Origin of the sequence: Oryzobacter terrae (assembly GCF_042756445.1) — a bacterium.
Taxonomy (GTDB): domain Bacteria; phylum Actinomycetota; class Actinomycetes; order Actinomycetales; family Dermatophilaceae; genus Oryzobacter; species Oryzobacter terrae.
On record NZ_CP170578.1, the window covers coordinates 611,782 to 625,556 of the forward strand.

The 13,775-nt window shown below is 74.5% G+C and carries 15 protein-coding genes; 7 read left to right on the forward strand and 8 right to left on the reverse strand.

The window, feature by feature from the left end; genetic code table 11:
- Window positions 1-70: 70 nt before the first annotated feature.
- From ACFWN3_RS02890 to ACFWN3_RS02905, 4 genes are read left to right on the forward strand one after another with little or no spacing between them, the layout of a single operon-like run.
- Window positions 71-1,021 carry a metal ABC transporter substrate-binding protein gene (locus ACFWN3_RS02890; protein WP_377643253.1) on the forward strand — a complete coding sequence of 317 codons (951 nt, stop codon included), beginning with the start codon at window positions 71-73 and terminating at the stop codon, window positions 1,019-1,021.
- Complete coding sequence (locus ACFWN3_RS02895) at window positions 1,012-1,830, forward strand: metal ABC transporter ATP-binding protein (protein ID WP_377643254.1); 819 nt, start codon at window positions 1,012-1,014, stop codon at window positions 1,828-1,830. Before ACFWN3_RS02890 ends, ACFWN3_RS02895 begins: the two co-directional genes overlap by 10 nt.
- Window positions 1,823-2,830 (forward strand): metal ABC transporter permease, encoded by a 1,008-nt coding sequence (locus ACFWN3_RS02900; RefSeq protein ID WP_377643256.1) that lies wholly within the window; start codon window positions 1,823-1,825, stop codon window positions 2,828-2,830. The genes ACFWN3_RS02895 and ACFWN3_RS02900 overlap by 8 nt, the downstream gene beginning before the upstream one ends.
- Window positions 2,827-3,273 (forward strand): Fur family transcriptional regulator, encoded by a 447-nt coding sequence (locus ACFWN3_RS02905; RefSeq protein WP_377643259.1) that lies wholly within the window; start codon window positions 2,827-2,829, stop codon window positions 3,271-3,273. The genes ACFWN3_RS02900 and ACFWN3_RS02905 overlap by 4 nt, the downstream gene beginning before the upstream one ends.
- Window positions 3,274-3,298: 25 nt before the next feature.
- Here ACFWN3_RS02905 and ACFWN3_RS02910 read toward each other — a convergent pair whose 3' ends face one another.
- From ACFWN3_RS02910 to ACFWN3_RS02935, 6 genes are read right to left on the reverse strand one after another with little or no spacing between them, the layout of a single operon-like run.
- Window positions 3,299-4,039: a TIGR03943 family putative permease subunit gene (locus ACFWN3_RS02910; protein ID WP_377643261.1), complete on the reverse strand. Its 741-nt coding sequence runs from the start codon at window positions 4,037-4,039 to the stop codon at window positions 3,299-3,301.
- Window positions 4,040-4,044: 5 nt separating this feature from the next.
- The gene (locus tag ACFWN3_RS02915; RefSeq protein WP_377643263.1) at window positions 4,045-5,088 is read right to left on the reverse strand and encodes a permease; all 1,044 of its coding nucleotides are present in this window, start codon (window positions 5,086-5,088) and stop codon (window positions 4,045-4,047) included.
- A 25-nt stretch (window positions 5,089-5,113) separates the two neighbouring features.
- Window positions 5,114-5,767: a maleylpyruvate isomerase N-terminal domain-containing protein gene (locus ACFWN3_RS02920; RefSeq protein ID WP_377643265.1), complete on the reverse strand. Its 654-nt coding sequence runs from the start codon at window positions 5,765-5,767 to the stop codon at window positions 5,114-5,116.
- A 10-nt stretch (window positions 5,768-5,777) separates the two neighbouring features.
- A complete protein-coding gene (locus tag ACFWN3_RS02925; RefSeq protein ID WP_377643266.1) occupies window positions 5,778-6,632 on the reverse strand; it encodes an isoprenyl transferase in 855 nt (284 codons plus the stop codon).
- Window positions 6,629-7,354 (reverse strand): DNA repair protein RecO, encoded by a 726-nt coding sequence (gene recO / locus ACFWN3_RS02930; protein ID WP_377643268.1) that lies wholly within the window; start codon window positions 7,352-7,354, stop codon window positions 6,629-6,631. Before recO ends, ACFWN3_RS02925 begins: the two co-directional genes overlap by 4 nt.
- Before the next feature lie 42 nt (window positions 7,355-7,396).
- Complete coding sequence (locus ACFWN3_RS02935) at window positions 7,397-8,353, reverse strand: DNA-3-methyladenine glycosylase 2 (RefSeq protein ID WP_377643270.1); 957 nt, start codon at window positions 8,351-8,353, stop codon at window positions 7,397-7,399.
- Between the two features lie 51 nt (window positions 8,354-8,404).
- Here ACFWN3_RS02935 and ACFWN3_RS02940 point away from each other — a divergent pair, with 51 nt between their 5' ends.
- Window positions 8,405-9,097, forward strand: coding sequence for a hypothetical protein (locus tag ACFWN3_RS02940; protein ID WP_377643272.1), 693 nt, complete (start codon window positions 8,405-8,407; stop codon window positions 9,095-9,097).
- 6 nt (window positions 9,098-9,103) lie between these two features.
- On the opposite strand, the gene ACFWN3_RS02945 is transcribed toward ACFWN3_RS02940, so the two are convergent.
- Window positions 9,104-9,790 carry an SDR family NAD(P)-dependent oxidoreductase gene (locus ACFWN3_RS02945; protein WP_377643274.1) on the reverse strand — a complete coding sequence of 229 codons (687 nt, stop codon included), beginning with the start codon at window positions 9,788-9,790 and terminating at the stop codon, window positions 9,104-9,106.
- A 176-nt stretch (window positions 9,791-9,966) separates the two neighbouring features.
- On the opposite strand from ACFWN3_RS02945, the gene ACFWN3_RS02950 reads away from it, so the two are divergent.
- Window positions 9,967-10,590 (forward strand): alpha-ketoglutarate-dependent dioxygenase AlkB, encoded by a 624-nt coding sequence (locus ACFWN3_RS02950; RefSeq protein ID WP_377643276.1) that lies wholly within the window; start codon window positions 9,967-9,969, stop codon window positions 10,588-10,590.
- A gap of 43 nt (window positions 10,591-10,633) precedes the next feature.
- Here ACFWN3_RS02950 and ACFWN3_RS02955 read toward each other — a convergent pair whose 3' ends face one another.
- On the reverse strand, window positions 10,634-10,984 hold the full coding sequence (locus tag ACFWN3_RS02955; protein WP_377643278.1) for an iron chaperone: 351 nt from the start codon (window positions 10,982-10,984) through the stop codon (window positions 10,634-10,636).
- Window positions 10,985-11,080: 96 nt separating this feature from the next.
- Here ACFWN3_RS02955 and ACFWN3_RS02960 point away from each other — a divergent pair, with 96 nt between their 5' ends.
- Window positions 11,081-13,744 carry a S8 family serine peptidase gene (locus tag ACFWN3_RS02960; RefSeq protein WP_377643280.1) on the forward strand — a complete coding sequence of 888 codons (2,664 nt, stop codon included), beginning with the start codon at window positions 11,081-11,083 and terminating at the stop codon, window positions 13,742-13,744.
- The last annotated feature ends 31 nt before the right edge of the window (window positions 13,745-13,775 follow it).

Sequence of the window (13,775 nt, forward strand, 5' to 3'; positions counted from 1 at the left end):
GATTCCGTCCCGCCACCGGGTCCGACGACATATTTGACAACGGTTCTCATTCCAGTTGAGAATCGTTGTCATGAGCCGCACCCTCCTCGCCGTCCCCGTCGTCGCCACCCTGCTCGCCCTCACCGCGTGCGGCTCGGGTGCGTCGGCCACCGGGTCGGGCGCGGAGGCCGACCTCACCGTGACCGCCGCCTTCTACCCCCTCCAGTGGGCGAGCGAGCGGGTCGGCGGCGAGCACGTCGCCGTCTCCGGCCTGACGAAGCCGGGCGCTGAGCCCCACGACCTCGAGCTGACGCCCAAGGCGGTCGCGGGGCTGGCGTCCTCCGACGTCGTCGTCTACCTCAAGGGCTTCCAGCCTGCGGTCGACGACGCGGTGGCGGCCCAGGGCGGACAGGCCGGCTTCGACGTCTCGCCCGAGGCCGACCTCACCATCGCCGCGTCCGACGACGGGCACGACCACGCGGGCGAGTCCGAGGGCGAGCACGCGGAGCACGCCGAGGGCGCCCCCGACGCACACTTCTGGCTCGACCCGGTGCGCCTCCAGTCGGTCGTCACCGCGATCGGCGAGCGCTTCGCGGGTGCCGACCCCGCGCACGCGGCGACCTACCGCGCCAACGCGAGCGCCCTCGTCGCCGACCTCGAGACCCTCGACGGGGAGTTCGAGGCGGGCCTGGCGACGTGCCGCAGCGACGAGCTCGTCACCGGTCACGCCGCCTTCGCCTACCTCGCCGACCGCTACGGCCTCAGCCAGGAGGGCATCGCGGGGATCACCCCCGATGCCGAGCCCGACGCCGCCACCCTGCGCGACCTCGCGGCCCACGTGCGCGAGCACGGGGTGCGCACCGTCTACAGCGAGACGCTCGTCGACCCGGCCCTCGCCGACACCCTCGCCCGGGAGACCGGTGCGAAGGTCGCCGTCCTCGACCCCCTGGAAGGGCTCACCGACGCCTCGAAGGGCAGCGACTACCTTGAGGTCATGCGCAGCAACCTCGCCACCCTGAAGGACGGCCAGGAGTGCAGCTGAGCACCCCCCTCGTCGAGCTGCGGTCGGCCTCCTTCGGGTACGCCGACCGCACCGTCGTGTCCGGCGTCGACCTCACGGTCCACCCCGGCGAGGTCGTCGCCCTCCTCGGACCGAACGGGTCCGGCAAGTCGACGCTCGTCCGCGGGGTCCTCGGCCTCGCCGAGCAGCACGGCGGCGAGGTGCTGCTCCTCGGCACGCCGCGCGAGCAGTTCCACGACCACACGCGGATCGGCTACGTCCCCCAGCGCCACTCCCTCTCGGCGTCGGTGCGCGCCACCGTCACCGAGGTCGTCGCCGTGGGCCGGCTCCCCCACCGGGCCTGGTGGGCGCCGCAGACGCGCACCGACCGCACGGTCGTCCGCGAGGCCATCGACGCCGTCGGCCTCGCCGACCGCGCCGACGAGGAGGTCGCCTCCCTCTCCGGAGGACAGCAGCGCCGCGTCCTCATCGCCCGGGCGCTCGCGGGACGACCCGACCTGCTCGTCATGGACGAGCCGACCGCCGGGGTCGACCACGCGAGCCAGCTCGCCCTCGCCGAGGTGCTGCGGCCCCTGGCCTCGGACGGCACCTCGATGGTCGTCGTCACCCACGAGCTCGACGCCCTCCACGACGTCGTCACCCGGATCGTCTGCATGGACGCCGGACACGTCGACCTCGACGGCACCCCCGAGGAGTGGGCCACGCACACCGGCCACGGCCCGGGCTCGGGGCACCACCACCACGACGACCCCGTCCCCGCCCCCCGGCGACCCGGCGCCGTCCTCGGCTCGGGCCCCCTCGACCCCTCGTCGGAGGTCCCCCGTGACTGAGCTCCTCGAGCTGGGCTTCATGCGCCAGGCCCTCCTCGCCGCGCTGCTCGCCGGTGTCGCGGCGCCCCTCGTCGGGGTCTTCCTCGTCCAGCGCCGGATGTCGCTCATCGGCGACGGCATGGGGCACGTCGCCCTCGCCGGCGTCGCCATCGGGATCCTCACCGGGCAGCAGCCCGTGCTCACCGCCCTCGTCGCCGCCGTCGCCGCCGGCGTCGCCATCGAGCTGATCCGGGCCTCGGGCCGGACGAGCGGTGACGTCGCCCTCGCGGTCATGTTCTACGGCGGGATCGCGCTCGGCGTCGTCCTCATCGCGCGCTCGTCGGCCGGCAGCCCGGCGAACCTCACCGCCTACCTCTTCGGGGCGATCCTCACGACGAGCGACACCGACATCGTCGTCCTCGCGGTGCTCGCCGCCGTCGTCCTCGTCGTGACCCTCGTGCTGCGCCAGCGCTTCTTCGCCGTCGCCAACGACGAGGAGTGGGCCCGGGCCGCGGGCATGCCGGTCATGGCCTACAACCTCGCGCTCGCCGTCCTCACCGCCGTGACGGTCGTCGTCTCGATGCGCGTCGTCGGCCTGCTCCTCATCAGCGCGCTCATGATCATCCCGAACGCCACCGCCCAGCTCGTCGCCCGGAGCTTCACGGCGAGCATGGCCTGGGCCGTCGGGATCGGCGTCGCGTGCAGCGTCGGTGGGGTCGTCGTGTCGTACCAGGCCGAGACCCCGTCCGGCGGCACCATCGTGCTCCTCGCCATCGCGGCGTTCCTGCTCGCCAGCGTCGGCGCGAGCCTCGCCGGACGCGTCCGGCGCGCCGCTCACGCGCGCGCCGAACGGCACGACCACGAGCACGGCCCGGCGTGCGGGCACCCGGCCGTCGAGCACGGCGACCACGTCGACTACCTCCACGACGGCCACCGCCACGCGGCCCACGAGGGCCACTACGACGAGCACGGCTCGCACGCAGAGCACGACGACGCCCCCGCGGAGGTGGAGACGCGATGACCGACCAGCAGACCCGCGAGCACGACGCCCGCGACCAGCAGGCCGCGGCGGACCGCCGGCCCACCCGCCAGCGCACCGCCATCGCGACGGCCCTCACCGGAGCCGCGGAGTTCCGCTCGGCGCAGGAGATCCACGCCGACCTCGCCGGCAGCGGCACACGCGTCGGCCTCGCGACGGTCTACCGCAACCTCCAGTCCATGGCTGCCGACGGCGAGGTCGACGTCATCCGCACGCCCGACGGGGAGGCCGTCTACCGGTCGTGCTCGACGACGCACCACCACCACGTCGTGTGCCGGTCCTGCGGCCTCGCGGTCGAGGTCACCGGCGACGCGGTCGAGCGCTGGGCCGACGCCGTCGCCCGGGCCCACGGCTTCACCCAGGTGCGCCACACCGTCGAGATGGACGGCCTGTGCGCCGACTGCTCGGCCGCCCCGCGCGGCTGAGCGCACCGACGCGCCCGACCCTCCCCTACTCGTAGGGGTTCTCGGGCACCGCGGTGCGCGAGAGGTCCTCGATGACGAGGACGGGCAGCTCGGGGTCGACGCCCCCGGGAACGGCGAGCGGCGCGGGCTTCCACGTCCCGACGACCTCGACCCACTCGTCGTCGGGGACGGGCGGCGCGTCCTCGACGGCCACCTTCACCGCGAACCCGTCCGCGGCACAGCAGTTCAGCGACATCCTCGTCAGCACCCACTCGCCCGGCCGTCCGGGCGAGGCGAACCCGACGAGCCGGACCCGGCGGTTCTCGAGGGAGCGCGTCGTGTCGTACAGCGCGCGCCCCTGGAACTCGGCGAGGGTGAGGTCGACCGGGTCGCCCGCGGCGAGCGGGGGCAGCCCCTCGGCGCTCGTCACCGTGACGAGCCCGCTGTCCGCGGCGGCCGAGTACGAGCCGAGCGGAGGAGGGACGACGACCCCGAGGAGCAGGAACGGGACGACGAGCAGCCAGCCCACCCGCGGGCCGCGTGAGTGGTCGTGCCCGTGGCCGTCGTCGAGGACGACCCCGGGCTCGAGCGCGTGGCGGTCCGGCTCGTCGTCATCGGGGTGCCGCCGGTCCTCCCACACGCCGTAGGCCCCGAGGAGCAGGAGGACGGCGCTCGCGACGAGGATCGGCACCTGCAGGGCGGGCTTGACGAAGTTGAGGTAGATGCCGTTGACGGCCGCGACCGAGGCGATGACCCCGATGACGAGGAGCAGGCCGCTCTGGGTCACCCGCCTCACAGCAGCACCGCCCCGACGAGCAGGGCCGACCCGACCGCGACGACGAAGGTCAGCGGGGCGAACACCGTGGCGAACCGGCGGCCGAACGTGCCGACCTGCATCGCGAACAGCTTCACGTCGATGGCGGGGCCGACGACCATGAAGGCGAGCTGGGCCGTCGGCGGGAACTGGCTCAGGCTCGCGGCCACGAAGGCGTCGGCCTCCGAGCAGACGGCCACGACGACGGCGAAGACCGCGAGGACGAGGACCGAGACGAGCAGGTTCCCGGCGAGGGTGTCGAGGACCGAGCGTGGCACGAGGACGTTGATCGTCGCGGCCACCGCCGACCCGAGGACGAGGAAGCCCCCCGCGTGGAGCAGGTCGTGACGCGCGGCCCCCACGAAGTCGGCGAGGCGTCCGTGACCGGTGGTGCGCACCTCGGGGATCCGCACGAGGTGGTCGCGCCCGAGCCGCAGCCACAGCCAGCCGACGACGACCGCGGTGAGCAACGACGCCGAGAAGCGGGCCCCCACCATCTCCCACCGGCCGGTGAAGGCGACCGCGGTCGACACGAGGACGACCGGGTTGATGGCCGGGGCGGCGAGGAGGAAGGTCAGCGCCACGGCCGGCCTGACCCCGCGGGAGACCAGCGAGCCGGCGATCGGCACCGAGGCGCACTCGCAGCCGGGCAGGACGAGGCCCGACACCCCGGCCACCGGAACGGCCGCCGCCGGGTGTCGGGGCAGCCAGCGGGTGAGCGCGTCGGCGGGCACGAGGACGGCGATCGCGGCCGACAGGACCACGCCGAGGACGAGGAACGGCAACGCCTGCAACCCGATCGAGACGAACACCGTCAACCAGGCGGCGAGGGCGTCGGAACGGTCGACGAGCTCGGCGAGCCGTCCGCGCACGAGGATCAGGCCGACCATGAGGACGGACAGGGAAACCATCGCCCAGTCGCCCGACCCCGAGCGTCGCGGCGCCCGGTACCGCTCGGACGGAGGCCGCTCGGCGCGGCGCCGCGAGGGCGCGGCGGTGGGGTCGTCGGTCCGGGGCTCCATCGCGAGCCAGCCTAGACGGGCCTGCTCAGAAGGCGGAGACGTCCCCCTCGGCGCGTTGCGGTCGGCTGAGCGCCCGGATGAGCGGGGTCTGCCCGTGCCGCTCGACGGCGACCCCGGCGAGCAGCGCGGCGACCGCCTGTGCCGACTCCAGGGGGAAGATCGGCGGGTCGACGTCGATGCTCACCGCGAGGTCGTCGGCGTGCACGATGACCTCCATCGTGCGGGTCAGGACGAAGTCGTGCGCCGTCAGGGCCCAGCCCTGCCACGGGATGAGGACGGCGTCGGGCTCGCGGGTGCCCGACAGGACCGGCGAGAGGGCCCGCGGGAGCGCGTCGAGGGAGGCAGCGACCTCGGCGGCGAGCGTCTCGGGGCCGGCCTGCGCCTCGGCGTCGGAGCCCTCACGGATGCCGACGTTGACCTCCTCGTCGAGCCCGGTGTGCACCCAGGCCGCCCGGCGGTAGTGCTCGAGGGCGCTGATCGGCTCCCCCTCGTGCGGCGGCTGCGAGAGGAGCCGGACGACGCTGCGGGTCTGGCTCGCGAGGTGGGTCGCGAGGCCGCCGACCGTCATCCCGGCGCAGGCGCTCTCGTTCGTCCAGCGGCGCGCGACCTCGGGGTGCGCGGTGAGCTCGGCGGCGAGCGCGGCGCACTCGGGGTAGAGCTCGAGGAGTCGGTCGGCCATGGCGGCCACGCTAGCGGCGCGGGTCGTCCTCGGGCCGCTCGCCGACCGCCTCACCGACGGCGCGGACGTCATCGACGGCGTCGACGGCTCCGCCGTAGCGCCGCTCGCGGTCGACGTAGGACTGCACCGCGGCCCACAGGTCACGGCGGTCGTAGTCGGGCCAGAGCCGGTCCTGGAAGACCATCTCGGCGTAGGCGCTCTGCCAGAGGAGGAAGTTGCTCGTGCGCTGCTCGCCGGAGGAGCGCACGAAGAGGTCGACGTCAGGCATGTCGGGCTCGGGCAGGTAGCGGGCGACGGTGCGCTCGTCGACGGAGCGCGGCTTGAGGCGGCCGCGTGCGACGTCCTCGGCCAGCCGCTGCACGGCGTCACCGATCTCGGCCCGGCCCCCGTAGTTGACGCAGAAGTAGAGGGTGAGGCCGGTGTTGTCCTTCGTCAGCTCCTGCGCGACCTCGAGCTCCTTGATGACCGAGCCCCACAGCCGCGGCCGCCGCCCGACCCAGCGCATCCGCACGCCCCACGCGTGGAGCTGGTCGCGGCGGCGCCGGATGACGTCGCGGTTGAAGCCCATGAGGAAGCGCACCTCGTCGGGGCTGCGCTTCCAGTTCTCGGTGGAGAAGGCGTACGCCGACAGGTGGGTGACCCCGACCTCGATGGCGCCGGCGACGACGTCGAGGAGCGCCGCCTCGCCCGCCTCGTGGCCCTTGGTGCGCGGGAGGCCGCGCTGGTTGGCCCAGCGGCCGTTGCCGTCCATGACGACGGCGACGTGGCCGGGGAGCCGGTCGGCGGGGATGACGGGGGCCGTGGCGCCGCTCGGGTGCGCGAACGGCCGCTCGTGGCGCGCCTCGCGGGAGGGCTGCGGGGTCACCGCTCCACCATACGGAGGCTGCGGATGCCGCGTTCGAGGTGCCACTGCAGGAAGGCCGCGGTGAGGCCGCTGCCCTCCTTGCGGTGCCGGGGGTCGGACCCGTCGGCGATCGCCCAGTCGCCGGCGAGGAGGGCGGCGAGCAGGAGCAGCGTCTCGGGCGCGGGTGCGGCCGAGGCCGGGGGCCGGCACGACGGGCAGACGGCTCCACCCGCGACGACGTGGAAGCCGCGGTGAGGTCCCGGGGCGCCGCACTTCGCGCAGTCGTGGAAGCTCGCGGCCCAGCCGGCGACCGCCATGGCTCGCAGGAGGTAGGCGTCGAGGACGAGGTTGGGGTCGTGCTCGCGACCGGCGAGCGAGCGCAGCGCCCCACCGAGGAGGAGGTACTGCTGGAGCGCGGGCTCGCGCTCCTCGGTGAGCCGGTCGCACGTCTCGAGGACGGCCGTGGCGGCGGTCCACGACGGGTAGTCGCGCGCGATGACCTCGCCCCACGGGTCGAGCGTCTCGACCTGGGTCACCGTGTCGAGGTTGCGCCCCTCGTAGCACTGGACGTCGATGTGCATCCCGGGCTCGAGCCGTGCGCCGAACCGCGACTTCGTGCGCCGCACCCCCTTGCCGACGGTGCGCACCTTGCCGAGGCGGCGGGTGAGGACGGTGACGATGCGGTCGGCCTCACCCAGCTTGTGGGTGCGCAGGACGATCGCCTCGTCGCGGTACAGGGGCACCGGGTCATTGTCCGCCCTGGGTCCGACATCGGGGGGAGGCGGTCAGGCGGGTCGACGGCGTGGCGGGTGGAGGTGTGGCGGGTCGAGGGCGTGGTGGGTCCAGAGGTGGAGGACGGCCAGGCTGCGGTGCGGCGTCCAGGCACGAGCACGCTCGCCGGCCTCCCGGGCGCTGACCCCACCCATCGCCCTGCGCAGGACGAGGTCACCCGGGAGGAAGACGTCGGGGTCGCGCAGGCAGCGCAGGGCGACGAGGTCGGCAGTCCACGGGCCCACCCCAGGGAGGGCGAGCAGGGCGTCACGGGTGCGGGCCCGGCGGTCGGCGTCCTCGGTGGGATCCAGGTCGAGACCTCCCTCGGCCACGGCCCGGGCGAGCGAGACGAGCGTGTGCGCCCGCGGCCCGGTGACGCCGACGGCGGCGCGCAACGCCTCGGGGTCGAGCACGGCCAGGGCCTCCGGGTCCGGGTACCTCACGAGCCGGGTGCCGTGGGGGTCGTCAGGGCGACCGCCCGGGCGCCCGGACCCGTGGGTCGCGACGAGTCGGCCCGCGAACACCCGCCCGGCGGCGAGCGACACGTGCTGGCCGAGGACCACGTTCACCGCCGCCTCGAACGGGCCGGTGGTTCCGGGGACCCGCAGGTGCGGGCGCGCCCGCACGAGGGGTCCGAGCACCGGGTCGTCCGCGAGCGCCGCGACCGCAGGCGCCGGGTCGGCGTCCAGCCCGAGCCAGCGGCGGCCGGCGGCGAGCGCGGTGGCGACGTCCTCGGGTCCTGGCCCCGAGTCCCCAGAGGCCCCGGCGACGGGCGCGGCCGCGACGACCGGCGACCCCACCTCCTCCGCCGGCAGGGTCACCTCGAGGGCGAGCGCCCCACCGGGTGTCGCGACGAGTCGCCGGTGCCGGCTGCACCCGTCGGGTCCCACCTCCACCTCGTCGACACCGTCGACCGCGTGCGCCACCAGGTAGGCCCGCAGGGCCGGGAGGTCGACGACGGGCTCGGGCACCCTCCCATCCAACCCGGTGACGCCGACACCGCTCGCCCCTACGCTCGGCCCATGACCGGGGAGCCCTTCTTCGAGCCGTGGCCCGAGCCCGGTGACGACGAGCCGCAGCACCAGGACGTCGACCTGCCGTGGATGCCGCCGGTCCACACCGTCGGCGTCGTCGTGCCGCTGGGCGTCGACGCCCACCGCGGTCCCGACGTCGTCGTGCGGGTGACGCACGCCGTGGCCCACCGTCGAGGTCTCGAGGTCCACGTCGGGACGTGGGTGCGTCCCGGCGCGCGGCGGGACGCGACCGCGGCCGACGGCGCGTGGCACGAGCAGGAGCCGCGGGTCGGCATCCGGCTCGCCGACGGCACCCGGCTGGGCCACCGGCCGGCGCACGGACCGCCGCCACCGGGCGACGACGAGCCGTCGGCGTCGTCCCTGACCCAGGTGAGCGGGAACGGTGGCGGCCTGCACTCGACGACGGCGTGGTGGGTGCACCCGCTCCCGCAGGGCGAGGCGTTCGACGTCGTCGTGCAGTGGGAGCACCAGGGCGTGCCCGAGTCCGCGGCGCGCGTGGCCCTCGCGCCGCTGCACGAGGCGGCCGAGCGCGAGGACGTCCTCTGGGACCCGCCTCCCTCCCCCACCGACCAGCCCCTCGGGTGGTTCGCCCACGCGCCGCTCGGCGGTGAGGCGTACCGCTCGAGCGTCGCGGTCGTCATCGACGAGCCCGGCGAGGACGACGAGCCCTCGGGCCGCTAGGCCGGCTCAGCCGATGTCGCTGGAGCCGAGCTCCGAGGTGCCGGCCTCGATGGCGTCGAGGACCGCCTCCGCGACCACGGTCGGCTCGAGACCCTGCGGGAGCCGCGGCGGCTTGCCCGCCAGCGCCCGGTCGACGAGGCCGGTCTCGGTGTGCGGTGGGCGCACGTCGATGACGTCGACCCCGGTGCGCCGCAGCTCCTTCGCCAGCGCCCGGTCGGCCGCGGTGAGGGCGGCTTTCGTGGCCGAGTAGGCCGCCATCCCGGCCATCGGCTGCTCGGCGACGACGGCGCTGACGTTGACGAGGAAGCCCTTCGCCTCGGTCAGCGCGGGCAGCACCGCCCGGGCGAGGAAGAGCGGGCCCATGACGTTGACGAGGAACAGCTCCTCGATGACGGCGTCCTCGGTGTCGACGAGGGAGCCGAACGCGACGACCCCGGCGGCGTTGACGACCCCGTCGAGCCGCCCGTGTGCGGCGGTGGCTGCCTCGACGACGCGTCCTCCGAGGGTGGCGTCCCCGAGGTCGCCGACGACGACCGGCGCGCCCTCCACCACCGACCGCAGCCTCCCGTCGTCCCGGCCGACGAGGACGACGTGCGCGCCGCGCGCCGACGCGCCGCGAGCGATGAGCGTGCCGAGCACCCCCGAGGCACCGACGACGGCGACGACCGATCCGGACAGCGGGTGCGCGCTCATCCCCCCACCCCACGCCACGCGTCGGCGCGCCACAAGTCCTGTCGAAGGTGCCGGGCGACCACGGCGCTCGCTCCGTCCGGTTGGAGGTGTCGCGCCGGCCTCCGGGACCGGCCCATCACCTCGACCCACCCGCGGCGATCGTGGACATCCGTTCGATTCCGGTCTACCCTCGACGCGTGACCGCACTCCAGGGTTCGCTGCTCGACCTGTCCGACGAGGTCGTCGTCGGGCCGCTCGAGGCCGTCCGCCGCCGCCATCTCACCGACGGCGCCTGGGTCGACACCCTCACGGGCTGGGTCGCCGGGGCCGACGAGCTCTACGCGTCCCTGCGCCGCGACGTCCCGTGGTTCGCCGAGCGTCGCCAGATGTACGACAACCTCGTCGACGTCCCCCGCCTCCTGAAGTTCTACGGCGAGGGCGAGCGCCTCCCCCACCTCGCCCTCGACGACGCCCGCGACGCCCTGTCGCGGTACTACGCCACCGAGCTCGGCGAGCCGTTCGTCACCGCCGGGCTCTGCCTCTACCGCGACGGCCAGGACTCCGTCGCCTGGCACGGCGACCGCGTCGGCCGCTCGCGCGACTCCGACACGATGGTCGCGATCCTGTCGGTCGGCGCGCCCCGCGACCTCATGCTCCGCCCGCGCGACGGTGGCGGCTCCATCCGGATCCCGTCGGGCCACGGCGACCTGCTCGTCATGGGCGGGTCCTGCCAGCGCACCTGGGACCACTGCGTCCCCAAGACCGCGAAGCCGGTCGGCCCGCGCATCAGCATCCAGTTCCGCACCCGCGGCGTCCGCTGACGAGCGACGCAGGTCGGGTTTCCGAGGTGGGTGCCGCCGGGCGTCAGGCGCGGATGTCGGCCTCGCGGAACTCGACGACCCGGCGGACCAGGTCGACCGGCAGCGGCTGCGTGTGCGGGAACTGCACCGAGCCCTTGCCCTGGGCGTAGGGCGCGAAGTCCTCGGCGAAGGCCTCGTGGCCGTTCGGCGTCGCGTAGAACCCGACGTGCTTGTCGTAGCCCGCGAAGTAGACGAGCGGCTTGCCGTCGAGCTTGTACGCCGGCATCCCGTAGGCCATCGACTCCACGGCGTCGGGTGACGTCGCCCGGATGACGGCGCGCGTCTCGTCGAGGCGGGCCCGCACCTCCCCCGAGAACTGTCCGAGGTACTCGTCGACGCTGCTCACCGCTGCCATGGTCCGACCGTAGCGGCGCGCCCGGTATCAGCGGGAGGGGCACGGACTCCTCGTCATGAGCGCGTGCGTCCCGCACGCCCATCGGAGGGAGACCCCATGAGCTCGTCCACCCCTGTCCGGGCGATGACCGTCCTCACCGCCGTCGCCGCCGCCGTCCTCGGCGCGCTGCTCCCGGCCTCGAGTGCCCTCGCGCTCACCCCCAGGCCCGCGCCGGTCTCCGTGGCGAGCGCGGACACCGTGCGCGTCATCGTCACCTACGACCGCGTCGCCAGCGCCACAGGCGTCGCCCGCGAGGTGCGCAGGACCGGCAAGGTCACCCGCACGATGAAGCGGACCCCCCACCTCGTGGCGAAGGTGCCCCGCGGCTCCATCGCGGCGCTGCGCAAGGCCCCCCACGTGCGGTCCGTCCAGCTCGACATCCCCGAGCCGGTCCACCTCGACAGCAGCCTGCCCGTCATCAACGCCGACGACGTCCACGCCGGCGGGGTCACCGGCGCCGGGGCGACCGTCGCCGTCCTCGACACGGGCGTCGACGTCGACCACCCCTTCCTCGGCGGCCGCGTCGTCGCCCAGTACTGCTCCTCGACGCCGAGCGACGCCACCGAGCAGTCGCTGTGCCCCGACGGCACGACCGAGGACACGAGCGCCGACGTCGACGGCCTCGCGGCGTGCCTCGACGGCACGACGAACATCTGCGACCACGGCACCCATGTCGCGGGCATCGCCGCCGGCAACGGCGCCGGTGTCGCGGGCGCCCCGGCCGCTGGCGTCGCGCCGGGCGCCGACATCATCGCGATGCAGGTCTTCACCCGGTTCAACGACGCCGCCGACTGCCCCGGTGGGGCCCCGTGCGTGTCGTCGTACCCGTCCGACCAGATCAACGCCCTCGACGAGCTGGCCGCCCTCGACACGGCCAACCCCGGCTGGAACGTCGTCGCGGCGAACATGAGCCTGGGTGGCGGCGACTTCGGTGCCGCCTGCGACGGCGAGGCGCGCAAGACCCAGATCGACACGCTGCTCGCGCAGGGCGTCGCGACGGTCATCTCGGCCGGCAACGACTCGCACCCTGCGTCGGTCTCCCGCCCCGGCTGCATCTCGACCGCGTTCACCGTCGGCTCGACCGTCGACGACGACACGATCTCCGGCTTCAGCAACCGCGGCTCGCTGCTCGACGTGTTCGCCCCCGGGAGCGGCATCGACTCCTCGGTCCCCGACGACGCCTTCGACAGCATGAACGGCACCTCGATGGCGGCGCCGCACGTCACCGGGGCCCTCGCCGTGCTGCGCCAGAACGCCCCGACCCGCGGGGTCGGCGACCTGATGCAGGACCTGCGCGACACCGGCGTCGGCATCACCTACCCGTCGGGCGGGTCGAACGTCACCACCCCGCGGATCGACCTCCTCGCGGCGGTCAACGTCGCGAACGAGCCGCCGGTCGTCACGCTCGACGCCGCCCCGGCGAGCGCCCCCGAGGGCAGCGCCGTCACGGCGACGGGCACGTGGAGCGACCCCGACGGTGACGACGTCACCCTCACGGCCACCACCGGCACCGTCACCAAGGGCGCCGGGACGTGGTCGTGGTCGGCCACCCGCGGCGACGACGGCTCGGTCCCGGTGACCATCACCGCCACCGACCCCCTCGGCGAGACCGGCTCCGTCGGCTTCACCGCCACGTGGACCAACGGCGCCCCGAGCGTCGTCCTCGACCCCGTCGCCGCGGTCGCGGAAGGCGGCACCGTCACCGTCTCCGGCAGCTTCTCCGACCCCGGCTGGCTGGACACGCACACCGTGACCATCGACTGGGGCACCGTCCAGGGCACGCCGGGCGGCCAGACCGTCGACGTCTCCCCGGGTGGGCCCGGCCCGGTCACCGCCACCTTCACGGCGTCGTACACGTACGGCGACAACGGGTCGTTCCCGGTGTCGGTGACGGTCGTCGACGACGACGGCGGTTCCGGCGCCGCGGGTGCCACGGCACCCGTGACGAACGTCGCGCCCACGGCGACGCTCGACACCTCGGGCGCCACGACGTGGAACGGGCAGACGATCTTCTTCGTCACCGAGGGCGTCCCGGCGACGTTCGAGGCCGACTCCACCGACCCCGGCAGCGACGACCTCACCACGGGGTGGTCGTTCGGTGACGGCGCGACCGCGTCGCACACCAGCCTGGTGAACCCGCCCGGCGCCGACCCGGCGGCGAGCCCGACGGTCCAGCCACGCTCCGTCACCGACGCGGCGACCCACACCTACACGAAGGCGTGCACGCACACCCTCGAGGTCGCGGTCACCGACGACGACGGCGGGGTCTCACCGACCCGGACCGGGACGGTCGTCGTCCTCGGGACGAGCCAGGACGCGGGCGGTCTCGGCTGGTGGCAGACCGACTACCGCCGGATCGTCGCCCGCCACACCGATGCCGAGCGGCTGTGCCTGCTCTCGACGGTCCGCGCGCTCAGCACGGTCTTCGACGAGCACCGGGCGCTGTCGACCGTCGAGAACGGCGCGACGGTCCTGTGGCCGAAGAACAACACGTCCAAGCGCGACACCTTCGACTCGCACCTGCTGACCCTCTGGCTCAACGTCGCCAGCGGCTCGGTCGGGCTGGCGGAGCCGCTCGACGCCGACGGCAACGGCACGAGCGAGACGACCGTCGGCGCCTTCGTCCTCGCGGCGGAGACGACGCGGAACTCGGTGGCGCCCAACTCGACGGTGCTGCCGAAGCTCAAGGACGTCCTCGAGGACATCAACGAGTCGCACTGAGCCGCACCGCGATCGGGCCCGGCCCGCTCCC